This is a genomic window from Mesorhizobium sp. USDA 4413, from assembly GCF_056280365.1.
This window is the reverse complement of the sequence record NZ_JBVPRP010000001.1, coordinates 6,462,979-6,486,476: the sequence shown is the minus strand read 5'-3', so window position 1 is coordinate 6,486,476 and position 23,498 is coordinate 6,462,979. Positions and strand designations below refer to the sequence as shown.

Here is a 23,498-nt window from a genome sequence, read left to right as displayed (position 1 = left end):
CTCAGAAGATCTGTCCATGGATCATCGCCAGGTGCTCGACGATCGGACCGACGGCGAGCGACGGGAAGAAGGTGAGGCCGCCGACGATGACGATGACGCCGACCAGCAGACCGACGAACAGCGTGCCGTCGGTCGGGAAGGTGCCGGCCGAGGCGGGCACGGTCTTCTTGGCGGCCAGCGAGCCGGCAATGGCCAAGGCCGGGACGATGACCAGGAAGCGGCCCATCAGCATGCCGACGCCCAGCGTGATGTTGTACCAGGGCGTGTTGCCGGAAAGGCCGCCGAAGGCCGAGCCGTTGTTCGCGGCGGCCGAGGTGTAGGCATAGAGCACTTCCGAGAAGCCGTGCGGACCGCCATTGGCGATCGAGGCCACGGCGCTCGGCAGGACCACGGCGATGGCCGTGAAGATGAGCATCGCCAGCGGCAGGCACAGAATGGCGAGCATCGCCATCTTGACCTCCCTGGCCTCGATCTTCTTGCCGAGATATTCCGGCGTGCGGCCGACCATCAGGCCGGCGACGAAGACGGCGACGACGACGAACATCAGGATGCCGTAGAAGCCGGCGCCGACGCCGCCGACGATGACTTCGCCGAGCTGCATGTTGATGAGCGGGATCATGCCGCCGAGCGCGGTGAAGCTGTCATGCATGGCGTTGACGGCGCCGCAGGAAGCGGCCGTGGTGATGACGGCGAACAGCGCCGAGGCAGCTATACCGAAGCGCGTCTCCTTGCCTTCCATGTTGCCGCCGTCGATACCGAGCGCATGGACCAGCGGGTTGCCGGTGGCTTCCGCCCAGTAGCAGACGGCGACGCCGACCAGGAACAGCACGCCCATGGGGGCGAGGATCGCCCAGCCCTGGCGCTCGCTGCCGACCATGCGGCCGAAGACGTTGGTGAGCGCGGCGCCGATCGCAAAGATCGACAGCATCTGGATCAGGTTCGAGATCGCGTCCGGATTCTCGAACGGATGCGCGGCGTTGGCGTTGAAGAATCCGCCGCCATTGGTGCCGAGCATCTTGATGGCGACCTGCGAGGCGACCGGGCCGAGCGCGATGGTCTGCTTGGCGCCTTCCAGCGTGGTCGCGACGACATACCGCCCGAGCGTCTGCGGGATGCCGAGCCACACATAGGCAAGCGTCAGCACGATGCAGAGCGGCAGGAGCACGTAGAGCATGCAGCGGGTGAGATCGACCCAGAAATTGCCGATCGACTTGCCGGACGCGCGGGCGAAGCCGCGGATGAGCGCAATGGCGATGGCAATGCCGGTGGCGGCCGAGACGAAGTTCTGCACGGTGAGGCCGGCCATCTGCACGAGGTACGACATCGTGCTTTCGCCGCCGTAGTTCTGCCAATTGGTGTTGGTGACGAAACTGACTGCGGTGTTGAAGGCGAGGCCGGGCTCGACCGCAGCCATGCGGGCGGGGTTGTAGGGCAGGGCGCCCTGCAGCCGCTGCAGCGCATAGAGGACCAGGAAGCCGGCGAGGTTGAAGAGCAGCATGCCGGTCGCGTAGACGGCCCAGTGCTGTTCTTGCCTGTCGCTGGTTCCGGCGAGACGATAGAGCCCGCGTTCGATCGGAACGAGCACCGGCGACAGCAAGGTGCGGTCGCCGCTGAAGACGCGGTGCATATAGAGGCCGAGCGGCTTCACGAGCAAAAGCAGGATCCCGCAATAAACGAGGACCTGTATCCAGCCGTTGAGTGTCATGATGTGACCTTCCGTGCGCCGATCAGAAGCGTTCTGGGCGGATCAGGGCGTAGGTGAGGTAGGCGAGCAGGAACGAGGTCACGGCGCCGCCGAGCGTGTAATCGAAAAGCATGGTCCGGCTCTTCCGCTCAGATCATGTCGCAGGCTTTGACGTAGGCGAAGGACAGGACGAAGAACAAAACCCCGATCCCGAGAACTATGAGGTCCATTGCAGGTCTTCCTTGTCTGTGTTTGCGGGCTCAAACGGCGCGCGGACGCACGCCACCTTGGCTGCGGCGATCGAAGCGCTTTTCAAAGGAAGATATGGACCCAACCGCCATAAAGGTTCGAGACGGGAAGGATGGGAAAGATATAGGAATTCTATAGGGGTTTTGGCCCGGGCCCTTGGGTGAACCAGTGCGCCATGCAGCCGAGAAAGGCGCTTCCCTTGCGCCGATGCCTCAAGCGCTTCAGAGCGCCGGTCGCCGGTCCTTCCACGGCATCTCCTCTTCAAGTTGCGTGGACAGCGCCAGCACCGTCGCCTCGTCGCCATAGCGGCCGACGAGCTGGACGCCGATCGGCACGCCGCCGGCCGATTGCCCGAGCGGCAGCGAGATCGCCGGCAGGCCGGAGATGTTGAAGGGGAAGTTGAAAACCGCGTCGCCCCATTTGGCGTTGTAGCGGTCGAGGTCGGTTTCCGACATGTCGTAGTAGCCGAGCGGACGCGGCAGCTGTGTCAATGTCGGGGTGATGAAGATGTCATAGGGGTAGAGGTCGCCGACGATGTCGCGGCCGATCAGCCTCAACTGCTCGACGTCGGAAATATGCTTGATGCCGCTGGTCGCGCGACCGCGCTGGATGATCGCCCAGGTCACCGGTTCGACATCGTTCGGGGTGACTGGCCGGCCGACCAGCGTCTCCAAGAAGTCGAACGTGGCGGCCGTCTGTACGCAGGTCATATCGGTATAGGTCATCCACACGGCGTCGGCATCGAGCGGCATGTCGTGCTGCTCGATGTCGTGGCCGAGGCGTTCGAGCGCGGCAGCCGTGGAAAGCACGGCCGCCTTGACTTCGGGATCGATCGCCGTGCCGTTGGGCGGCGTGACGGTGAAGCCGATGCGCAGTTTCTTCGGTGCACGCGCGGAGACGTTGAGCCAACTGTCACCGGGAACCGGCGGCGTGTAGGCGTCGCCGGGCAGGCCGCCGGCCACCGCGTCGAGATAGGCGGCGGTGTCGCGCACCGTGCGCGAGCAGCAGAGGAAATAGGCGCCGCCATACCAATAGTCGCCGAAGGGCGCGAGGCTGACCCGACCGCGCGACGGCTTCAGCCCGACGATGCCGCAGCAGGATGCCGGCACACGGATCGAGCCGGCGCCGTCGCTGGCTTCGGCGATCGGCACCATGCGCGAAGCGATCGCGGCGGCGGCGCCGCCGCTGGAGCCGCCCGGCGTGATGCCCTCGTTCCACGGGTTCTTCGTCGTGCCGTAGAGTTTCGGTTCCGTGGTGATCGACCAGCCGTTTTCCGGTGCGTTGGACTTGCCGACAAGCACCAGGCCCGCCGCCTTGATGCGGCGCACCACCTCGCTGTCGGAATCGGCGACGAAGTCCTTCAGGTAGAAGCAGGAGTTGGTGTTGGGCGCGCCTTTCCAGGACGAGGCGAGTTCCTTGAGCAGATAAGGCACGCCGGCAAAGGGCGCGTTCTTGTCCACCGTCGCCGCCTGGGCGCGCGCCATGTCGTAGAGGCGATGGACGACCGCGTTGAGCGAGGGGTTGAGGCGCTCGATCGTGGTGATCGCCGCTTCGACCAGCTCGCCGGGAGAAACCTCGCCGCGCTTCACCAGGCCGGCCAGCGCCAAGGCGTCGGAAGCGGTGTAGGTCTCGAGCAGGCTCTCCGAAATCGCGGCCATGTGTTTCCTCCCGTTAGGTCCTAGCCGAAGGCTGAGAATGGCTCGGTGGACTCACCCAGCCTCCGCCTCGCTCGGCTGACCTCTCCCCGGGGGAGAGGAGATTGTCAGCGCCGGCATTCCCTCTTCGCCCCGCCCCGGGGAGAAGAAGGCCGCGAAGCGGCCGGATGAGGGGACTGGCGCGACCGGTGACCGGGAACCTTCACGCCAACTCGACGGTGCGCTTTTCCGCGATGCTCTGCTCGGCCGCCAGCACGATGCGCAGGCTGTTGACCGCCGCATCCATCTGCTCGCTGAGATCGAGGTCCTCGCGGATGGCGCGCAGGAAGAAGGCCTGCTCACGGTCGCAAAGTTCCTGGTGCCCGGGCTCGTCCTCCATGCTGATGATTTCGTCGGGCTTGGAGAAATTCTTGTCGCCGTCGACCTGCGCATAATGGATCTTCAGCGCGTCGGTCTTGGTGTGGCGGTCGATGTCGGCGGAATCGGACACCTCCTCGGCATCCTTGGCGCCGCTGCCCGACTGGCCGGCGACGATCGAGACGGCGCCCTTCGGGCCGACCACGTCCTTCACGAAATAGGCGGTCTCGCTCATCATCGGACCCCAGCCCGCCTCATACCAGCCGACCGAGCCGTCGTCGAAGGTGACGTGCAGATGGCCGTAATTCTGCTTGTCGGCCTCGGCCCACAGCTTCGCGCCGATGCCGTGCACGCGCACCGGCTTGGCGCCGGTCAGCTGGCACATGACGTCGACGTAATGCACGCCGCAATCGACGATCGGGATCAGCGAGTCGATCAGGTTCTTGTGCCAGTGCCAGGCGCTGCCGCTGCTCTGCTGGTTGAGGTTGAGGCGCATTACCAGCGGCTTGCCGAGCGTCTTGCCGATCTCGATGAATTTGATCCAAGACGGGTGGACACGCAGGATGTAGCCGAGCACCAGCTTGCGGTTCTTGGCGCGCGCGGCGGCCACCACCTTCTCGGCATCCGCGATGTTGGTGGCGAGGGGCTTTTCCATGAAGACATGGCAGTTGGCGGCAATCGCCTTCAGCGCATATTCGGCATGCGTGTTCGGCCAGCTGTTGATGGAAACTGCGTCCGGCCTCGTCTCCTTCAGCGCCAAGTCGAAATCCTCATAGAGCGGATAGCCGGCCAGTTCCTTCGGGATCTTCTTGTTGCTCTTGATCGAGCGGCTCATGATGCCGACGATCTCGAAGCCTTCGGAGCGGTGATAGGCGCTGGCATGCGAGGCGCCCATGTTGCCCAGACCAATCACCAGGATTCTTACTTTGTCGGCCATGTCAGCCTCCCTAATTCTTGATTCAATCATGGGCGGCGATCGATCACCGCTCATTGCCCGGCCCTTTCCTCTCCCCCTCCGGAGGGAGAGGAAAGGAGCCAGCCCCTCACTTCACTGCCGAGTCGAACAGGTGCGCCTTGATCTTCTCGACGTCGAGGGCTGCAAAGCCTTCCGACAGCTTCACGCCTTCGGCATCGGCTTTGACCTTGGCCTTGTCGAAGTCGTTGGCGGCCGGGATCAGGTCGTTGGTGCAGACATCCTCTGCCTTCACCGGCGCGGTGATCTGGCCGATCTTGAGGATCTCGTCGAAGAAGCCCTGCCAGCTCGCCATGTCGTGCGAACCCCAGCCGCCGCGCTTGTCCATGTCGCCGCGGAAGACGTTGATCTGCTGTAGGATCGAGGTTGTGCCGAGTTCCGGCCCGAGATTCTTGGCGAGCGTCGGGAACTGCTCGAACACGGCCTCGACCGCGGCGCGCGGGTTCTGGTAGCCAAATTCGAGCCCCATCGCCCAGCCGCGCAGGTATTTCTCCAGGAATGCCTTCTTGTCGGCATCCTCGAGGTCGGCGGTGCGCACGACGAAGGTGTTGGCCGGCAGCTTGGAATTCTGCACGCCGAGCCAGTATTCGAAATCGAGCCCCTTGGCGATCCATTCGGCGCGCAAGCCTTCCCAGGAGAGTGCTGCATCGCCCTGGCCGCCAGCAAGCGCGGTGCCCCAGGTCGGCCAGCCGGCCTCGACATATTTCACCTTCTTGATGTCGACCCCTTGAGCCGCAAGCAGCGGATCGACGATCGCCTGCCAGGCGGCGGAGCCGAGCAGGATGGTCTTGCCTTCGAGATCCTTAAGGTTCTTGGTACCCTGGCCCTTGCGGAAAGCGATGCTGAAGGTGTCACGCGCGCCCATGTGGAAGACGGACTTCAGCTTCATGCCGTTCTGGATGGCGAAGGAGAAGACGCCGGGAGAGGGAAAGCCCATGTCGGCCTGGCCGACATCGACGAACTTCACCGTCGCGGTGCCGTCGGATGGGCCGGGCTGCATGTCGGTGTTGAGGTCGCCGAAATAGCCCGCTTTCTTCGCCGACCAGTAGGGATAGTCGTCCAGCACTTCGAGCGTGCCGCGCGGCGAGATCCAGGTGAATTTTTCATAGGCCGCGGCTCTCGCCTTCAGGCCGGATGCGCCGAGCGCGGTGGCGGTCACGACGCCGGCTGCCGTCACCTGCAGGAAATAGCGGCGGCTGATGCCGGCCGGGACGCTGGAATGGATCGGATTGTCGTTGGTCATGGCATTCCCCTTTTGTTGATTGCTGCCTTAGCCCGCCTCCCGGGCATTCATTTTTTTCGTCTTTAGGTCTCCCAACTCGCCCATTTCTTGCCGATCAGGAAGAACAGCACGTAGATCAGGATCCCGAGCGTCGACAGGATCAGCACCACCGCGAAGAATTGCGGCATCTGGATCATCGACGAATATGAGGTGAGCCGGTTGCCGAGGCCGAAGCCGCCGCCGACCATCTCGGCGCCGACGGCGGTCAAGAGCCCGAAGATCGCGCCGATCATCAGGCCGACCAGGATCATCGGCAGCGCCATCGGCGCGCGAATCTTCCAGAAGATCTGGAGCGTGCTCGCGCCATAGGAGCGGGCCAAGGCGATCTTGGCGCTGTCGACGCGGCGGAAGCCGGTGGCCGCGTTGATCATCACCATCGGGCCGGCTGCCAGCGCCACGGCGATGATGCGCGGCGTGTAGCCGAAGCCGAAGCGCAGGATGAGCAGCGGCACCAGCGCCAGCATCGGCGTGGTGACGAGGATCAGGATGTAGGGAGCGACGATTTTCTCGGCAAAGGGGAACTGCGTGATCACCGCCGCCATCACCAGGCCGACGACGGCGCCGATGGCGAAGCCCGAGACAAGCTCGACCAGCGTATAGCCGAGATGCGGGGCGATCAGCGGGAACTCGTCGAACAAGGCGTAAACGATCGAGCTCGGCGGCGGCATGATGTATTGCGGCACGTGGAAGATACGCAGCGCCAGCTCGATGCCGCCGATGATTACCACGGCAACAGCGAGGATAGCCGCCACCTCTGCGCCGGACTTGATGCCGGGGCCGCTGGAAAAAGCCGACAGGTTGGTCAGGCTGACGTCCTGCCCATCTCCCGATTTGGCCTTCGAGAATTCCGGAATGGCGTCGCCCCCGCTCACGGCCTGATCCTCACGATTTCAGCGCTCTTATGCTCCGGCTGTTCCTGGGCCTTCGGCCGGCGCTCGCCGACGATGTCCATCTTGACCTTGTTGGTGAGGTCGAAGACCTCTTTGGTCGCCATGATCTCCAGCGAACGTGGCCGCGGAAACGGCACATCGTAGACCTTGGCGACGCGGCCCGGACGTGTGGTCAGCACCACCACGCGGTCGGAGAGGAAGATCGCCTCCTCGATGCTGTGGGTGATGAAGACGATGGTGGTCTTGGTGTCGAGCCAGATCTCCTCGACGAGGCGGTTCATCTCCTCGCGGGTGAAGCTGTCGAGCGCGCCGAAGGGCTCGTCCATCAGCAGCACCGAAGGCTTCAGCGCCAGCGCGCGCACGATCGCGGCGCGCTGCTGCATGCCGCCGGAAAGCTCGCGCGGGAACTTGCCGCCGAAACCGTCGAGCCCGACGCGGTTGAGCAGATGCGCGATCCAGGCGCGATCGGGCTTCTCGCCCTTGATCTCGAAGGGGAAGTTGATATTGGCGTCGAGGTTGCGCCAGGGCAAAAGGTTCGCTTCCTGGAAGACGATGCCGATCTCCGGGCGCGGGCCGGTGATCTCCTTGCCGTCGAGCAGAATGGAGCCGGCTGTCAGGCGATGCAGGCCCGACATCGACCACAACAGCGTGGTCTTGCCACAGCCGGAGGGACCGACGATCGAAACGATCTCGTTGGAGTGCACATCGAGGCTGCAGCGATCCAGCGCCAGGAGGTCGCCGGAGCCCGTCTGATAGACCTTCGTCGCTGCCTGCACGCCGAGCTTTGGCGTTCTTGCGCTTGCCGTACTCATGCTCCCCCTCGGAGACTGCGCGATGCGTTGCCGGAAGGCCCATCTGTCCGCGAAATCAGTCTGTAACTATCCTACTTTACTGTCAAGCGGCGGCAGACATCGCAAGCAATCAGCTTCAATCAGCTCTTATCTAAGGGTCCGGTTTTTATTGGTTTTATGATCACTTGCAGTGCTTGTTACTTTCCTACATACTCGTATCGGTTGATTGCCTATGGTCAGCGGGCCGATAATCGCGAAGATGACAGGTCCCGAAGCGGGCTGGGGAGGACTGGCCAATGACCGAAGCCGACAGCCAGGCGTTGCGAATGACCGATGAGGATAGCGACCGGCATGACCATGTTAGGCGCATTCCCGATATCATCTCGCAGGTGAAGGACAGCTATGCGGAGCTGCGGCCTGCCGAGCGCCGCGTCGCCGATGTCGTGCTCGACGATGTCAAATATGCGGTCGACGCTTCCAATGCCGCGCTTGCCCAGCGAGCCGGGGTCAGCGAGCCGACGGTCACCCGTTTCTGCCGCGCCATCGGCTGCGAGGGCGTGCGTGACTTCAAGCTGAAGCTGGCGCAGAGCCTGGTCGTCGGCGCGCTCTATCTTGCCACCAAGCCGCAACCCGTAAACAGCGATAGCGGCATGCCGTTCTGGAACGCCGTGTTCGGCGAGGCGCGGCGGGCGCTGCAGGAGGCGGAGCGGCAGATCGATCCGGGACAATTGCAGAAAGCGGCGGAACTGATCGCCAAGGCGCGGCAGGTGACGGTGTTCGGCCTCGGCGGCAGTTCGTCGGCGCTGGCCCAGGAAACGCAATACCGCCTGTTCCGCTACGGCATCACAATCAGCGCGCAATGCGATCCCTATTTGATGCGCATGACCGCTTCAACGCTGAAGCCCGGCGATCTGGTCATTGCGATCTCGGCAACCGGCCGCACGCGCGAAGTGATCGAGGCGGTCGAGCTCGCCAAGCATTACCGCGCCGACGCGATCTGCGTGACGGCGCCCGACACCGAGTTGACACGTGTCTGTGACGTGCGACTGACGATGGCGGTTCCGGAATATCCCGACACGCTGAAGCCGACCGCTTCGCGCTACGCATTCCTCGCGGCCATCGATCTGCTGGCGGTGGCGACCGCCTACAGGATCGACGGCCCGGCGCGCGAGACCGTGCGCCGGATCAAATACAACGCCCAGATCCATCGGACAGGCAAGGAGATGGAGCCGCTGGGAGATTGAGACGGGTTCTTCCTTCCCCCTTGTGGGAGAAGGGAAGGCTGAGGCGCCGCCGCCAAGGAATTCGAACTGAAAAAAGGAACCAAGAACAAATGCTCGACATCGCACCATCGCAACAGGCGGCCACCTGGCTCGGCGCTTTCGGCCGGGCGCTCGATGCCGGCGATATCGATGCGGCCACGAACCTCTTCGCGGAGGATGGCTATTGGCGCGATCTTTTGACCTTCACTTGGAACATCAAGACCATGGAGGGACAGGCCGCGATCCGCGAGATGCTGAAGGCGACGCTGTCTTCGACGCAGCCCTCGCACTGGCATCTGGCCGGAGAGCCGGGCGTCGACGACGGCATCATCGAGGCCTGGTTCACATTCGAGACGGCGGTGGCGCGCGGCGAGGGCATCCTGCGACTCAAGAATGGCCGCTGCCGCACGCTGTTCACGGCGACGAGCGAGCTCAAGGGTTTCGAGGAGCGGAAGGGCCCGGCCCGGCCGCTCGGCATCCGCCATAAGGCCGATCCCGAGCGCGAGACCTGGACGGAAGCGAGAGCGCGCGAGGCGCGCGATCTCGGCGTGCATGAGCAGCCCTATTGCCTGGTGATCGGCGGCGGTCAGGGCGGCATCATGCTGGGCGCCCGGCTGCGGCAGCTCGGCGTGCCTACGCTGGTCATCGAAAAGAATGCGCGCGCCGGCGATTCCTGGCGCAACCGCTACCGCTCGCTCGTGCTGCACGATCCGGTCTGGTACGACCATCTGCCCTATATTCCGTTCCCGGAAAACTGGCCGGTCTTCACGCCCAAGGACAAGATGGGCGACTGGCTGGAAATGTATGCCCGCGTCATGGAGCTGAACTATTGGGTCGCCACCAAATGCATCAGCGCCGCCTATGACGAGGCCGAAAAGGTCTGGACCGTGGTGGTCGACCGGGTCGGCCAACGCATCACGCTGAAGCCGAAGCATATCGTCTTCGCGACCGGCGCCTACGGGCCGCCACGGCAGATCGAGCTCGCGGGCAAAGACGGCTTCAAGGGCGAGCTCCTGCATTCCAGCCAATATTCGACCGGCGAAAAATTCCGCGGCAAGCGCGTCGCCGTCATCGGCGCGGCAAGCTCAGGCCACGATGTCAGCGTCGACCTATGGGAAGCCGGCGCCAAGGTCACCATGGTCCAGCGCTCGCCGACGACGGTGGTGAAATCCGACACGCTGATGGAGGTCGGGTTCGAGATCTTCTCCGAGAAGGCCCTGGCGCGCGGCATCACCACCGACAAGGCCGACATGATCGTCGCCTCGACGCCCTTCGCGCTGGTGCCCAAGGGCCAGCGCGCGCTCTATGATGTGATCCGCGAGCGCGACGCGGATTTCTACAAGCGGCTCAGCGACAGCGGCTTTGCCATCGACTTCGGCGAGGACGAAACCGGGCTGTTGATGAAGGCCTACCGGACAGGCTCCGGCTACTACATCGATGTCGGCGCCTGCGAGCTGATCCTGAACGGCGAAATCAAGGTCAAAAGCGGCGTCGGCATCAAGTCGCTGACACCGGACGGCATCCTGTTCGATGACGGCAGCGAATTGGAAGTCGATGCGATCGTCTGCTGCACCGGCTACCAGTCGATGAACGAGACGGTTGCGGCAATCGTCTCGCGCGAGGTCGCCGACAAGGTCGGTCCATGCTGGGGCCTCGGCTCCGGCGTGAAGGGCGATCCGGGTCCGTGGCAGGGCGAACTGCGCAATATGTGGAAACCGACGGCGCAGGAGGCGCTGTGGTTCCATGGCGGCAATCTGGCGCTGTCGAGGTTCTATTCGAAGTTCGTTGGGCTGCAGCTCAAGGCGCGCATGGAAGGGATTGCCACGCCGGTTTATGGCGAGCCGAGTAACGCGCGGCGGTGAAGAGCCAATCTCCCCCACGAGGGGGGAGATTAGCCAATCACTACCGAAAATGCCTCGCCGCCACATCGACATGCGTGTGATGCGCATGGGTCTCGAAACGCTCGGTCTCAATGTGGTCGGGCGCTTCGTTCGGCCACCATTTGCCGCCGATGACGATGCCGTTGGAGATCAGCCGCTGATCCGCGACCAGCGGCGCCCCGACGGCATCGATGAAGGTGAAGCGGCCCGGTTGGAGCTTCAGCACCGCGACGTCGCCGATGCCGCCGACCTTCAGCGTGCCGAGTTCCGGCCTGGCGATCGCCTCTGCCGGCCGCTGCGTCGCCGCCCGCAGCACGTCGACCAGCGGCATGCCGAGCGCCACGAGCTTAGACATGCAGACCAATATGTCGAAGGCCGGACCTTCGACGCAGTAGAGATGCACGTCGCTCGATATGACGTCGGGCGCCAGGCCCTCGGCGAGCATCGCCTTCGCCACCTCGAAGTCGAAGGAGCCCATGCCGTGGCCGATGTCGAAGATGACGCCGCGCTCGCGGGCGAGCCGCATGTCCGGCCGCACCGCACCGGAGGCGAAGACCGGCGCGTTGGGGAAAGGTCGGAAGCAATGGGTGAGGATGTCGCCGCGTCGCAGCCTCGGCAGCACTTCCGAGCGGCCGGGCGGAGGCTCGTCGATATGCGCCATCAGCGGCAGACCGACCTTGTCGGCGGCTTCGAGCGCGAGATCGACCGGGGCGATGCCGCTGGTCCCGCCGGCATGCTTGCCGGAGCGGACTTTCACGCCCACGACCACGTCGGCGTGCTCGCGCACCGCGGCAACCGTCTCACGCGGCTCGCAAAGCCTGAGGTCGCTGCATTCGCCGACCGACACAGTGTTTGAGAATCCGAATATGCCGGCGAAGGAGATGTTGACGTAAGCCAGGATGCGCACCTTCGAGCGCTCGATGACGTGGCGGCGGAAGCCCAGGAAATTGCCGGCGCCGGCGCTGCCGGCATCAATGAAGGTGGTGGTGCCGCTCTTGGCGGCAAGCCGATCGGCATCGACGCCGAGCGAGGTGCCGCCCCAATAGACGTGGCTGTGCAGGTCGATCAGGCCGGGCGTGACGATGCAGTCCCTGGCATCGACCACTTCACCCGCCGCTTCGGCGTCGATGGCGGCCTCGATCGCGGCGACGCGGCCGTCGGCGATGGCGACGTCGCGTTGCCCGTCCAGGCCCGATGCGGGATCGATGACGCGCCCGCCCTTGATCAGGAGATCGAACTGCATCGGTGCCCTCCCTTTGTTTGGTTCACGGACGGAAAACCGCTAAGCACTTTTCCTGGAATTGCCGCAAGCGATCCGACCGCGCGATCCGACCGAGCGATCAAACCGGCCGGTAGGCGACGGCCTCGACCTCGATCTTGATGTCGATCATGAGGCGCGACTCGACGGTGGTCCGCGCCGGCGGATCCTTCGGGAAATGCTTCGCATAGACGGTGTTGAACGTGCCGAAATCGCGCGCGTCCTCCAGCCAGACGGTGGTCTTCACCACGTCGTCCATGGTGCAGCCGGCAAGGGCCAGCGCCGCCTTGACGTTCTGCAGCACCTGCTCGGTCTGTTCGGCGATGCCACCCTTCACCACAAGCCCGTCGCTGCCCACCGGCACCTGGCCGGAAACATAGACGAAATCGCCGGCGCGCACGGCGGGCGAGAGCGGAACATGCGATTTTCCGAAGCACTGCTTGGGCAAGGTGGGCCTCCTCTTGGCGATTGAGCGGGACCGTTCATAGCCGTCTACGCCTGTCGGCGCGATCCTCCTAGAGCCGATGTCGGAAAGCAACATTTTTTCGGAATCCATGTTGCTTTATTACAGAAGCGTGAGCATGTTGCGCTCGATGTTGCCTCCGTCGGGCGGCGCAGAGGTGAGGGGAGATCCTGCATGACCTTCGACAAGAACCCGTTCCCGGAAGGCGACGCCGACCGTCACGCGCTGTGGGAGATGCTGGTGCGGCGCGACATCGATGCCTTCCTCGGACAGGACTGGTCGATGGTCGAGGACGATTTCATCGCCGAAAGCTTCTTCGGCATGCATGCGCATTTCCTCCCCAACGCCGATGCCTGGCGGCTGCAGTTCCCAAGGCTCGAAATCTATCGCGACGAATGGCTGCGGCAGGCCAAGGAAACAGCGGCGACGAAATTCGCCGAGCCGCTGCGCGAGGCGTTGTTCCGTGTCACCAACATGCGCGACATCGACGTCAACGGCGACCGCGCGGTGCTGCACAAGAAGTTCGACGGGTCGGTCGCCAAGGCCGACGGTGGCGCCGACCGGCTCAAATGGCAGACGCTCTATTTCTGCCGCAAAATCGGCGGCCGCTGGAAGATCGCCGGCTTTGTCGGCTATATGCCGCATCCGCTGGGAGGCTAGGCGGTCTGTTGATATTCGGGTGAGGCTGGCCTGCGAACGGCGGCGTCCTGCGCTTCCGGTGCTCACGTATTTTAAGTACGCTCCGCTCCGGTTCTCGGAATCCGCCATTCTCGGCTCACCCTGACCTGAATCTCAACAGACCTTGGAGCGCGGCGAGCCGCAGGCAATCGCTCTTGCGTAGGCCCCCTAGGAAAGACGCGGCAATCGCTCGTCGGGCGAGCGATGGTCGAACACGACACCCATGGTCTTACCAACGGCGGCCATGACGATCAGCTCGACCAGATGGTCGTCGCTGTCCTCACAGGCGGGGTCCGATTGGCGGACGGCGTCGATCATCGCGCGGGTCGAGATCGTGTCACCGGCGCGAAATTTCGAAAGGGCAGACGAAACAACATCTTGCACCGTCGGATCCACGTCGGGCAGTTCCGAAGCGACGTTCATCAGCCTCCTCCTGCTGTGAACTCTCTCTGAAAAGATGATACGCCAATGGTGGAATTGCGCCAGCGAAATGGTGGTCCGACCAGTGCGATTGCCGACAGCCTGCCGCCGCTCGCGAGCTTACGCTCGCCCATAGGGACGGGCTAACGCTCGCCCATAGGTGTGGAACACTGCGCGACCGAGCACCGGCCGTGCTCGACGCGCCGCGCTCCGGTTGGTAAGCCCGTCGCGCGCAGGGAGACGATCCGAATCGAGACATGACCGTTGCAATCGAGATGGGGCAGACCACGGCAGGCGCGCCGGCGGCCCTCGACCTTGAGGAATTGCTGGCCACCCGCCTGCTGGTGCAGGGGAATTCGGGCTCCGGCAAGTCGCATCTTTTGCGGCGGCTGCTCGAACAGAGCGCGCCCTGGGTCCAGCAGACCATCGTCGATCCCGAAGGCGATTTCGTGTCGCTGGGCGAGCGCTTCGGCCATCTGGTGATCGACGCGGAGGAGCATACGGAGCGCGGCCTGCAGGCGGCCGGCGAGCGGGCGCGCATCCACCGCGTCTCGACGGTGCTCAACCTCGAAGGGCTCGACGCCGAGAACCAGATGCGGCGCGCCGCGGCGTTCCTCGGCGGGCTGTTCGAGGTCGCGCGCGACCATTGGTATCCGATGCTGGTCGTGGTCGACGAGGCGCAGCTCTTCGCGCCGGCCGCCGCCGGCGAGGTCTCGGACGAGGCGCGCAAACTTTCGCTGGGCGCCATGACCAATCTGATGTGCCGCGGCCGCAAGCGCGGGCTGGCCGGCATCATCGCCACGCAGCGGCTGGCGAAGCTTGCCAAGAACGTCGCGGCGGAAGCCTCCAACTTCCTGATGGGCCGGACCTTCCTCGACATCGACATGGCGCGCGCGGCCGACCTGCTCGGCATGGAGCGGCGCCAGGCCGAAGCTTTCCGCGACCTGGAGCGCGGGCATTTCATGGCGCTTGGGCCTGCCTTGTCGCGCCGCCCGCTCAGCGTGCGCATCGGCCAGACCGAAACCAGCCCGCGCAACGGCACGCCGCGGCTGATGCCGCTGCCGGAAGCTGCGCTTGAGGATGCGCGCTCGATCATTCTCGCTGCGCCGCCGCCGGAGACGGCAAGGCCGCAGCGCCGGCCGTCGCCCGACCTGCTCGACCAGCTTATGGCGGCCAAGGCCGCGCCGCTGGACATCCGCCCCGACCCGGCGGAGCCGCAGCCCAGCGCCGAGGATCTGGCTGAACGGCGCGAGCGGATGGACCGCATCCTGCGCGCCATCCTGGCCGAGCCCGATGCCGGCTTCCGCGTCATCGGCGTGCTCTACCAGGAGTTCGTGGTCCGCTGCCGCATCGAAGGGCTTGCCTCGGTAGTACCCGACCTTTCGGAATTCCGCCGCATGCTGACGCGCGCCCGCGCCGGCGTTGGCTCCGACATGGCCGAGGACGATGCGTGGCGGGACGTGTCGGTGCGCGCATCGCTGTTGCCTGAGGACATGCAGGGCGTGTTCATGATGATTGCACGCGCAGCCAAGGAGGGCTGGCCATGCCCGAGCGACGCAGCGATCGCGCGGGCCTACGGCTCGCACTCGCTGCGCCGCGCGCGCCGGCTGCTCGACTATATCGAAGAGCAGGGGCTCATCGTCTGCCAGATCGACGGCGTCGGCCGGCGAACAGTGACGCTTGTCGAGCTCGCCTGGGCGACGGCGCCGGGCGATCCGAATGCCGCGGAGCAGGACAGGCTGGGGGTGTGAGCTTGCATCAAAATGCGCCGCCGACGAGGCCTTGGCGAATCAGCTTTGCGCCATTGGTTGACGGCCAGCCCGCCTTGGTTGCGCGCGGCACTACATAGTTCAATAGAATTTCCAACAGAATGCCAGCGACCGAGCGGCGGCGAAATCGACGTTGCGCCGTCAAAGCAGGCTGCGCCGGAACGTATTCGGGCCGCGCACTTTAAATTTTTATTTTGATGCCTGTCATTCGCTCCAGATCGCAGCCCGCTTTGAGGGACACATGCATCGATCGGCGGGATCTCAGATTTGTTAAATGTCTAATGAATCGTTAATATTACGCGACAGTATATATTCCGTTATGGTTTCCAAATCATGAAAACCTAATATACCTGAATATAGGTATGCCTGTCCCGCGATTGCGGCGACCAAGGGGGGCACGCCAGATAGGAATGTTGGGGTGCGAGCGCGCAAGCGCTCGCAAAGGGGAGTTATTCATGTCTGTCGGCGATATCAAAGTCTTTACTATCAGTCAGAACGGCTTCGTGCTGTCGGTCCAGGCCGTCGACATGGGCGGTGGTCAGACCCAGTTCGTCATCAAGTCGATTCAGGGCCAGGGAGACCTGAATGCGATCTGGTGGTCCGACGGCGATTCCACGGTCGACGGCAGCGTCACGCTTTCGAAGTCGGACAGTTCGCTCAACATGAACGGCACCGGCATCGTCTGGGATGGCTATGATTACCTTTCGAGCACGGGCCTGGGAAAGCTCGGCGAGGCCAAATCCACGTTCATAACGCAGGGCGAGACGCTGACCTATACCGCCAATGTGAGCCTGGCAGATGTCAGCACGCTTGGCATCCGAGCGACGAGCGTGAACGGCGGCGACAGCATCAAGGGCGTGGACACGAGCGCGGACCAGGCATTCAAGCTGCCCACGGTCTCGATCGGCGATGCGTCCGTTACCGAGGGCGGCAAGGCCCAGTTCACCGTCAGCCTGAGCAATGCCTATGCCTATGATATAAAGGTCTACTATGGCACCGGGGACGGCACGGCCACCGCCGGTTCCGACTACACGGGTACCAGCGGTTATGTGGTCATTCCCGCCGGCCAGACCACGGCCACGGTCTATATGCAGACCCTCGACGACTACTACAAGGAGGCGAACGAGACGTTCAATGTTACGCTGAGCAGCGCGACGACGAACGTCCTCGGGTCGAACATCAACCTGGGCTTTACCGACAACAGCGGCGTCGGCACGATCACCGATGACAAGGACACCACCACCATCACGCTGAGCGCTCCGGCGGCGGTGGATGAAGGCGGTTCGATCACGGTCACGGCCAATGTCGACCACCCACCGCAGGGCGATCTCACCATCACCCTGTCGAATGGCCAGACCATCACCATCCTGAGCGGGCAGACCAGCGGCCAGGTGACCTTCGCTGCGCCCGGCGACGACGTCTATAAGGACGCCAGCACGCTGAACCTCAGCATCAATTCGACAACCGGCGGCAACTACGAGCAGCTCAACACCAGTCACACCGCGACGGTGACGGTCCACGACACCACGACCGACGCGACGGTCGACCTCAGCGCCTCGACGGTCACCGAGGGGGCGGTTGCCAACTATGTGTTCACGGCAACGTTGAGCAATGCCTCGCAAGGCGTCACCACGATCCATACCGACCAGGGCGACATCACCATTGCCGACGGCCAGACCACCGGCACGCTGACGATTGCGTCGGGCAACGGCGAGGACGTCTATGTCGACGCCTCCCATCTGACGGCCACCATCACCGGCACCTCGGGCGGCAATTTCGAGCACCTTGTGGTCGGCACCGGCACGGCGACGGCCAACGTCACCGACACCACGACCGACGCGACGGTCGACCTCAGCGCCTCGACGGTCGCCGAGGGGGCGGGTGCCAACTATGTGTTCACGGCAACGTTGAGCAATGCCTCGCAGGGCGTCACCACGGTCCATACCGACCAGGGCGACATCACCATTGGCGACGGCCAGACCACCGGCACGCTGACGATTGCGTCGGGCAACGGCGAGGACGTCTATGTCGACGCCTCCCATCTGACGGCCACCATCACCGGCACCTCGGGCGGCAACTTCGAGCACCTCGTGGTCGGCACCGGCACGGCGACGGCCAACGTCACCGACACCACGACCGACGCGACGGTCGACCTCAGCGCCTCGACGGTCGCCGAGGGGGCGGGTGCCAACTATGTGTTCACGGCGACGTTGAGCAATGCCTCGCAGGGCGTCACCACGATCCACACCGACCAGGGCGACATCACCATTGCCGACGGCCAGACCACCGGCACGCTGACGATTGCGTCGGGCAACGGCGAGGACGTCTATGTCGACGCCTCCCATCTGACGGCCACCATCACCGGCACCTCGGGCGGCAACTTCGAGCACCTTGTGGTCGGCACCGGCACGGCGACGGCCAACGTCACCGACACCACGACCGACGCGACGGTCGACCTCAGCGCCTCGACGGTCGCCGAGGGGGCGGGTGCCAACTATGTGTTCACGGCAACGTTGAGCAATGCCTCGCAGGGCGTCACCACGGTCCACACCGACCAGGGCGACATCACCATTGGCGACGGCCAGACCACCGGCACGCTGACGATTGCGTCGGGCAACGGCGAGGACGTCTATGTCGACGCCTCCCATCTGACGGCCACCATCACCGGCACCTCGGGCGGCAACTTCGAGCACCTCGTGGTCGGCACCGGCACGGCGACGGCCAACGTCACCGACACCACGACCGACGCGACGGTCGACCTCAGCGCCTCGACGGTCGCCGAGGGGGCGGTTGCCAACTATGTGTTCACGGCGACGTTGAGCAATGCCTCGCAAGGCGTCACCACGGTCCACACCGACCAGGGCGACATCACCATTGCCGACGGCCAGACCACCGGCACGCTGACGATTGCGTCGGGCAACGGCGAGGACGTCTATGTCGACGCCTCCCACCTGACGGCCACCATCACCGGCACTTCGGGCGGCAATTTCGAGCACCTTGTGGTCGGCACCGGCACGGCGACGGCCAACGTCACCGACACCATCGACACCACCGCGATCACGCTGGACGACGTCAGCGTCAACGAAGGCGCCGGCACGGCGACGATCACCGCCCATGTCGCCAACGCCGTCACCGGCACGCCTCTGGTGATCAACCTCGACAACGGCGTCAGCGTCACCATCGCGGTGGGCGCCACCAGCGGCGTCTCGACCGCCTTCGCGATCGCCGACAACAATGTCTATGGCGACATCACCAGTTATCAGGTCGGCATCACCGGCACGAGCGGCGCCAACTTCGAGGCGCTCAACACCAGCGACACCGCAAAGGTGACGATCAACGACAACGACTCGCCGCCGAGCTTCTCCATCAACGACGTTACGGTCAGCGAGACGGCCGGCACCATCACCTTCACGGTCACCAAGACGGGCGCGACGGTGCTGCCGGCCACGGTGAACTACCAGGTGGCGGCTGGCACGGCATCGGCCGGAACCGACTATGGCGCCGGACCCGATCCGTTGAGCGGCATGCTCAGCTTCGCAGCCGGCGAGACGAGCAAGACCATCACCCTGACCATCGTCGACAATGCGGTGTTCGAGCAGACGGAGCAATTCTACGTCAACCTCAGCAGCCCGACCAACGCGACCATCTCCGACACGCAAGGGCTGGGCACGATCATCGACAATGACCCCAGCGATCTCGGCGGCCCGACAGGCATCGATTTCGTACCGACGCAGACCGGCAACAATGCGCTTCTGGGTCATTTTATCGAGCTGGGCGATCCGGATGCCGCGGACACCTTCACGTTCAGCTACTCGGCCACCTCCAACAACATTCTTCCGGCGTCGAACGTCTCGGTTGACTCGGCCGGCAATCTGACGGCGTCTCAATCGAATGCGGGTATCGGCGACTACAATGTCCACGTGACTGTCACCGATCAGGCGAACAACACGACCAGCGCGGATTTTCATGTGCTTGTCGGGCTTAACGGAAGCAGCAACGACACGCTGACCGGCGGAAGCGGCAGCGACATCGCTGCCGGCTACAATGGCGGCGATACGCTGAACGGCGGCGCCGGACGCGACTATCTGCTCGGCGGCCAGCAAAACGACATTTTGAGCGGCGGCGGCGGCAACGATGTGCTGCTCGGCGGCAGCGGAAATGATCAATTCCGGATGATCGCTCCGAGCCTGAACGGCACCGACACCATTCTGGACTTCGCTGTCGCGGGCCACACGATTGGCCTCCAACAGGGGGCCGGCGGCTGGAACGCGGCCAACACCAGTGCGACCGCCACAGGCGCCGCGCTTAGTGCCTCCGATTATCAGAACAGGAACGCCATCGCCAACATCGCGCCCGGCGACGCCAACAAGGTGGTGGAAATCCAATCCGCCCAGACTACCTCTCAGATCACCAACGGCACGGCAGGCGCCGCCAACGCTTACGTCGTTGTCTTCAACAGCGACACCGGCAAAGGGGAGCTCTGGCACGACGCAAATTGGAGCGACACGGGAGGCCGCGTCCATGTGGCCACGCTGGATGACGTGACGACGCTGACGCAGTTGCTGGGGCTCGACAACACCAAGTTCGTCGAGTGGACCTGAGCAGCTCTATGCAATCGCGGTGCCTGCGATGAACAGCGCCCTGCGTATCGCCCTCTCTCGCTGCCGCGGCGGTTTCGCCGCGGTGGCGGGGTTCAGCTTCGTCATCAACCTGCTCGTGCTCTCGACCTCGATCTACATGTTGCAGGTCTATGACCGCGTGCTGCCGGGACGCAGCGTCGAGACGCTTGTCTACCTGACGCTGATTGCGGCGGCGGCACTGGCTGCGATGGGCGCGCTCGAATTCTTCCGCTCGCGGCTGCTGGTGCAGCTCGGCACCTGGATCGACCGCGTGCTGTCGCCGCAGGTACTGGGCCGCGGGCTTGAGAACGCGTTGCGCGGCTCCTCCTACCGCACCGAGGCGCTGCGTGACCTCGCCACGCTGCGTGGCTATCTCGGCGGCGGCGGCATCATGGCGCTGTTCGACGCGCCGTGGATGCCGCTCTATCTCGGCTTCATCTTCCTGCTTCATCCGCTGCTCGGGCTTCTGGCGCTGGGCGGCGCCGTTGTGCTTTTCTGCCTCGCCCTTGCCAACAACGCGCTGACGGCGGGCGCGCTCAAACAGGCCAATGCCGATTCCGCGCGCGCCTACCAGGCGGCGGATGCCGGTTTCCGCAACGCCGAAGTCATTGACGGGATGGGCATGGGCGGCGTGCTCGCCCGGCGTTGGGATGCGGCCAATGCGTCCGTGCTCGCGCTGCAGACGACGGCCAGCGACTGGGCCGGCCTGATCAACGCCTTCACCAAGCCGTTCCGGATGTTCCTGCAGGTCGCGGTGCTGGGGCTCGGCGCCTGGCTATCGCTGCGCCACGAAGTCTCGCCCGGCGCCATGATCGCGGCCTCGATCATCATGTCGCGCGCACTCGCGCCCGTCGAACAGGCTATCGCCACCTGGAAGCAGACCACCGCCGCGCGCGAGGCCTGGCGTCGGCTGGACCGGATGTTCGAGGCTCCTTCGCTCCGCCCGCCGGGGATGGAATTGCCGCGCCCGCAAGGGCGGCTTTCGGTCGAGGCTGTCGCTTACACACCAGCCGGCGCCAAGGAGCCCGTACTTAGGAACCTCTCTTTCGTCGTGCCGCCGGGCCAGGTGCTTGCGGTCATCGGGCCGTCGGCGGCAGGCAAGTCGACGCTCGCCCGCCTGATCGTCGGCATGCTTTCGCCGCAGCAGGGCCGGGTTCGGCTGGACGGTGTCGACGTGTTTTCCTGGAACCGAACCGACTTCGGCTCATATGTCGGCTACCTCCCCCAGGACGTCGAACTCTTTCCCGGCACGATCCGCGAGAACATCGCCCGCATGGAGCAGGGCGACCCGGCCGAGATCGTGGCCGCAGCCCGGATGGCCGGCGTGCATGAGATGATCCTCAGGCTCCCGAACGGCTACGATACCGAGATCGGCGAACAGGGTTCCGTGCTTTCCGGTGGGCAGCGCCAGCGCATCGGACTCGCCAGAGCGCTCTATCGCCGTCCGGCGCTGGTGGTGCTGGACGAGCCGAACTCCAATCTCGACGCCGTCGGAGAGGAAGCCCTGAACCAGGCGATTGCTGCGATGAAGGAGGCAGGTTCGACCGTGGTGATCGTCGCCCACCGCCCGTCGCTGATGGTGAACGTCGATTGCGTCCTGGTGCTGAACGACGGCCAGCCGCAGATGTTCGGCCCGCGCGACGGTGTGCTTGCGCAACTGCGCCGTCCCGAGCAGCAGTCGGCAGCGCCGCAGGTCCGGGTCGTCAGCTCCGAAAGGACTGGGTCATGACGGAAGCCGCGCTGTCGTTGAAAATGCCGCCGCCACCGCCCGCTTGGCCGGCGGTACGCGCCCATGTCTTCGGCGGCCTGACCGTCATCGGCCTGCTGTTCGGCGGCTTCGGCCTCTGGGCGGCCACCGCGCCGCTGACGAGCGCGGCGGTCGCGCCCGGGGTGGTGAAGGTCGACAGCAATCGCAAGACCATACAGCACCTGGAAGGCGGCATTATCCGGGAGATCCTGGTCCGGGAGGGAGACCTGGTCAAGCAGGGTCAGATACTGGTCCGCCTCGACGGGCTCGATGCGGAGTCCGATCGCGATGCCGTGCGTGGCGAACTCGATTCCGCGCTGGCCGGGGAAGCCCGCCTGATCGCGCAGCGCGACCGCCTGAGCACGATTCCCTTTCCGGCGGACCTGTCGGCCCGGCGAAGCGAACCGGCCGTCGCCGAGGCCATGGGCGGACAGGAGCGCATCTTTCGGGACCAGGCCAAGGTGCAGGCATCGGAGGTCGAGGTCTGGCAGCAGCGGATCGCCCAGTACCACGCCCAGATGTCGTCGCTCGCCGCGCGCGTTGCGGCCTTTGAAGTCCAGCTGCCCTCTCTGCGGGAAGAGTTGGCGGACGCCCGCACACTCCTCAAGAGAGGCTACGGGATCAAGTCGCGGGTGCTCCAGCTGGAGCGGCAGATCCTCGCGGCCCAGGGCGAGGCAGACGCGAACCGGGCGAATATAGAAAGCCTGCGGCAGCAGGTCGCCGAGGCCAATGCGCAGATCGATAATGGCCGGCTTTCGTATATCAAGAAGGCCGCCGAGGACCTTCGTGACGTTCAGACCAAACGCGCCGAGCTCGAAAAGGCGCTTCAGAAGACCGGCGCACGCGCGGCGCGCCGGGATGTCGTCGCGCCGGAGGACGGGGTGGTGATGAACCTTCGCTACTTCACGCCGGGCGGAGTTGTACCGCCGGGGGGCATCATCCTCGATCTTGTTCCCGACCAGGACAAGATGGTGCTGGACGTCAAGATTCAGCCGCTTGACATCGATGTCGTTCGCCCCGGCCTGCCGGCGACGGTGCGGCTCGTGGCCTACAAGCAGAGAACCACGCCTACGGTGGAAGGCGCGCTCACCCGTGTGTCAGCGGATGCCGAGGTCGACGAGCGCAGCGGGGCGACGTTCTTCCGGGGAACGGTCGAGGTGGGCGCCGATGAACTCAGGAAGCTTCCGCAGGTGAAGCTATATCCGGGGATGCCGGTGGACGTCTCCGTTGTCACCGGCAAGCGAACCATGCTCGAATATCTCTTCCAGCCGGTCGCCGACAGTTTTGCTCATGCCTTCAGGGAGGACTGAGAGCGCCTCCAGCCTATGGTTGCGCACAGCATTCACGGTTGCGGCTCGATCGCGCTGACGCCAGGAGGCGGCGCGCGATGGGTAGAGACGGCGGCGATTCGGTCGCTGAGCCGGGCGATCAGCCGCTTGGCGTCGAGCAGCCGGTCCAATGCCGCGCCCGCCGCCGGCCTTCCGCCTTGGCGTGGTACTGCTCGCAGAAGCGCCGGAAAGT

At 64.7% G+C, this 23,498-nt stretch carries 17 protein-coding genes; 7 read left to right on the top strand and 10 right to left on the bottom strand.

All coding sequences use genetic code 11. The features are described 5' to 3' along the window. Position 1: 1 nt before the first annotated feature. The 7 genes from kdpA to ACVMIM_RS31455 form a co-directional block, all read right to left on the bottom strand. Positions 2-1,705: a potassium-transporting ATPase subunit KdpA gene (kdpA, locus tag ACVMIM_RS31485; protein WP_476116786.1), complete on the bottom strand. Its 1,704-nt coding sequence runs from the start codon at positions 1,703-1,705 to the stop codon at positions 2-4. Between the two features lie 22 nt (positions 1,706-1,727). After that, positions 1,728-1,817 carry a K(+)-transporting ATPase subunit F gene (locus ACVMIM_RS31480; protein ID WP_476116784.1) on the bottom strand — a complete coding sequence of 30 codons (90 nt, stop codon included), beginning with the start codon at positions 1,815-1,817 and terminating at the stop codon, positions 1,728-1,730. A gap of 337 nt (positions 1,818-2,154) precedes the next feature. After that, positions 2,155-3,591: an amidase gene (locus tag ACVMIM_RS31475; protein WP_476116782.1), complete on the bottom strand. Its 1,437-nt coding sequence runs from the start codon at positions 3,589-3,591 to the stop codon at positions 2,155-2,157. A gap of 199 nt (positions 3,592-3,790) precedes the next feature. After that, positions 3,791-4,882: a Gfo/Idh/MocA family protein gene (locus tag ACVMIM_RS31470; RefSeq protein ID WP_476116780.1), complete on the bottom strand. Its 1,092-nt coding sequence runs from the start codon at positions 4,880-4,882 to the stop codon at positions 3,791-3,793. 106 nt (positions 4,883-4,988) lie between these two features. Beyond that, positions 4,989-6,161 carry an ABC transporter substrate-binding protein gene (locus tag ACVMIM_RS31465; protein ID WP_476116779.1) on the bottom strand — a complete coding sequence of 391 codons (1,173 nt, stop codon included), beginning with the start codon at positions 6,159-6,161 and terminating at the stop codon, positions 4,989-4,991. Positions 6,162-6,223: 62 nt separating this feature from the next. Beyond that, positions 6,224-7,072 carry an ABC transporter permease gene (locus ACVMIM_RS31460; protein ID WP_278052169.1) on the bottom strand — a complete coding sequence of 283 codons (849 nt, stop codon included), beginning with the start codon at positions 7,070-7,072 and terminating at the stop codon, positions 6,224-6,226. Continuing rightward, positions 7,069-7,902 carry an ABC transporter ATP-binding protein gene (locus tag ACVMIM_RS31455; RefSeq protein WP_476116777.1) on the bottom strand — a complete coding sequence of 278 codons (834 nt, stop codon included), beginning with the start codon at positions 7,900-7,902 and terminating at the stop codon, positions 7,069-7,071. The genes ACVMIM_RS31460 and ACVMIM_RS31455 overlap by 4 nt, the downstream gene beginning before the upstream one ends. A 275-nt stretch (positions 7,903-8,177) precedes the next feature. Here ACVMIM_RS31455 and ACVMIM_RS31450 point away from each other — a divergent pair, with 275 nt between their 5' ends. Next, a complete protein-coding gene (locus ACVMIM_RS31450; RefSeq protein WP_476116775.1) occupies positions 8,178-9,125 on the top strand; it encodes a MurR/RpiR family transcriptional regulator in 948 nt (315 codons plus the stop codon). A gap of 89 nt (positions 9,126-9,214) precedes the next feature. Next, positions 9,215-11,005, top strand: a complete 1,791-nt coding sequence (locus ACVMIM_RS31445) for an NAD(P)-binding domain-containing protein (RefSeq protein ID WP_476116773.1) — start codon at positions 9,215-9,217, stop codon at positions 11,003-11,005. Positions 11,006-11,045: 40 nt separating this feature from the next. On the opposite strand, the gene ACVMIM_RS31440 is transcribed toward ACVMIM_RS31445, so the two are convergent. Then, a complete protein-coding gene (locus tag ACVMIM_RS31440; protein WP_476116771.1) occupies positions 11,046-12,266 on the bottom strand; it encodes an amidohydrolase/deacetylase family metallohydrolase in 1,221 nt (406 codons plus the stop codon). A gap of 97 nt (positions 12,267-12,363) precedes the next feature. Next, the gene (locus ACVMIM_RS31435) at positions 12,364-12,729 is read right to left on the bottom strand and encodes a RidA family protein (protein ID WP_040990259.1); all 366 of its coding nucleotides are present in this window, start codon (positions 12,727-12,729) and stop codon (positions 12,364-12,366) included. Between the two features lie 189 nt (positions 12,730-12,918). Between ACVMIM_RS31435 and ACVMIM_RS31430 the strand changes: the two genes are divergently transcribed. Further along, on the top strand, positions 12,919-13,404 hold the full coding sequence (locus tag ACVMIM_RS31430) for a hypothetical protein (RefSeq protein WP_476116769.1): 486 nt from the start codon (positions 12,919-12,921) through the stop codon (positions 13,402-13,404). A 186-nt stretch (positions 13,405-13,590) separates the two neighbouring features. Here ACVMIM_RS31430 and ACVMIM_RS31425 read toward each other — a convergent pair whose 3' ends face one another. Further along, entirely contained in the window at positions 13,591-13,845 is a 255-nt protein-coding gene (locus tag ACVMIM_RS31425; RefSeq protein WP_476116767.1) for a hypothetical protein, read from the bottom strand. A 254-nt stretch (positions 13,846-14,099) separates the two neighbouring features. Between ACVMIM_RS31425 and ACVMIM_RS31420 the strand changes: the two genes are divergently transcribed. From ACVMIM_RS31420 to ACVMIM_RS31405, 4 genes are all read left to right on the top strand, one after another. Beyond that, entirely contained in the window at positions 14,100-15,593 is a 1,494-nt protein-coding gene (locus tag ACVMIM_RS31420; RefSeq protein ID WP_040997401.1) for a helicase HerA domain-containing protein, read from the top strand. Between the two features lie 473 nt (positions 15,594-16,066). Then, positions 16,067-20,212: a beta strand repeat-containing protein gene (locus tag ACVMIM_RS31415; protein ID WP_476116765.1), complete on the top strand. Its 4,146-nt coding sequence runs from the start codon at positions 16,067-16,069 to the stop codon at positions 20,210-20,212. A gap of 28 nt (positions 20,213-20,240) precedes the next feature. Beyond that, positions 20,241-21,959: a type I secretion system permease/ATPase gene (locus ACVMIM_RS31410; protein ID WP_476116763.1), complete on the top strand. Its 1,719-nt coding sequence runs from the start codon at positions 20,241-20,243 to the stop codon at positions 21,957-21,959. Beyond that, positions 21,956-23,287 carry an HlyD family type I secretion periplasmic adaptor subunit gene (locus ACVMIM_RS31405; RefSeq protein ID WP_476116761.1) on the top strand — a complete coding sequence of 444 codons (1,332 nt, stop codon included), beginning with the start codon at positions 21,956-21,958 and terminating at the stop codon, positions 23,285-23,287. Before ACVMIM_RS31410 ends, ACVMIM_RS31405 begins: the two co-directional genes overlap by 4 nt. The last annotated feature ends 211 nt before the right edge of the window (positions 23,288-23,498 follow it).

Coding starts and splice junctions, on each gene's coding strand:
- ACVMIM_RS31405 (WP_476116761.1), top strand. CDS start 21,956: ATGACGGAAGCCGCGCTGTCGTTGAAAATGCCGCCGCCACCGCCCGCT.
- ACVMIM_RS31410 (WP_476116763.1), top strand. CDS start 20,241: ATGAACAGCGCCCTGCGTATCGCCCTCTCTCGCTGCCGCGGCGGTTTC.
- ACVMIM_RS31465 (WP_476116779.1), bottom strand. CDS start 6,161: ATGACCAACGACAATCCGATCCATTCCAGCGTCCCGGCCGGCATCAGC.
- ACVMIM_RS31430 (WP_476116769.1), top strand. CDS start 12,919: ATGACCTTCGACAAGAACCCGTTCCCGGAAGGCGACGCCGACCGTCAC.
- ACVMIM_RS31480 (WP_476116784.1), bottom strand. CDS start 1,817: ATGCTTTTCGATTACACGCTCGGCGGCGCCGTGACCTCGTTCCTGCTC.
- ACVMIM_RS31415 (WP_476116765.1), top strand. CDS start 16,067: ATGTCTGTCGGCGATATCAAAGTCTTTACTATCAGTCAGAACGGCTTC.
- kdpA (WP_476116786.1), bottom strand. CDS start 1,705: ATGACACTCAACGGCTGGATACAGGTCCTCGTTTATTGCGGGATCCTG.
- ACVMIM_RS31475 (WP_476116782.1), bottom strand. CDS start 3,591: ATGGCCGCGATTTCGGAGAGCCTGCTCGAGACCTACACCGCTTCCGAC.
- ACVMIM_RS31425 (WP_476116767.1), bottom strand. CDS start 13,845: ATGAACGTCGCTTCGGAACTGCCCGACGTGGATCCGACGGTGCAAGAT.
- ACVMIM_RS31440 (WP_476116771.1), bottom strand. CDS start 12,266: ATGCAGTTCGATCTCCTGATCAAGGGCGGGCGCGTCATCGATCCCGCA.
- ACVMIM_RS31455 (WP_476116777.1), bottom strand. CDS start 7,902: ATGAGTACGGCAAGCGCAAGAACGCCAAAGCTCGGCGTGCAGGCAGCG.
- ACVMIM_RS31450 (WP_476116775.1), top strand. CDS start 8,178: ATGACCGAAGCCGACAGCCAGGCGTTGCGAATGACCGATGAGGATAGC.
- ACVMIM_RS31420 (WP_040997401.1), top strand. CDS start 14,100: ATGACCGTTGCAATCGAGATGGGGCAGACCACGGCAGGCGCGCCGGCG.
- ACVMIM_RS31445 (WP_476116773.1), top strand. CDS start 9,215: ATGCTCGACATCGCACCATCGCAACAGGCGGCCACCTGGCTCGGCGCT.
- ACVMIM_RS31470 (WP_476116780.1), bottom strand. CDS start 4,882: ATGGCCGACAAAGTAAGAATCCTGGTGATTGGTCTGGGCAACATGGGC.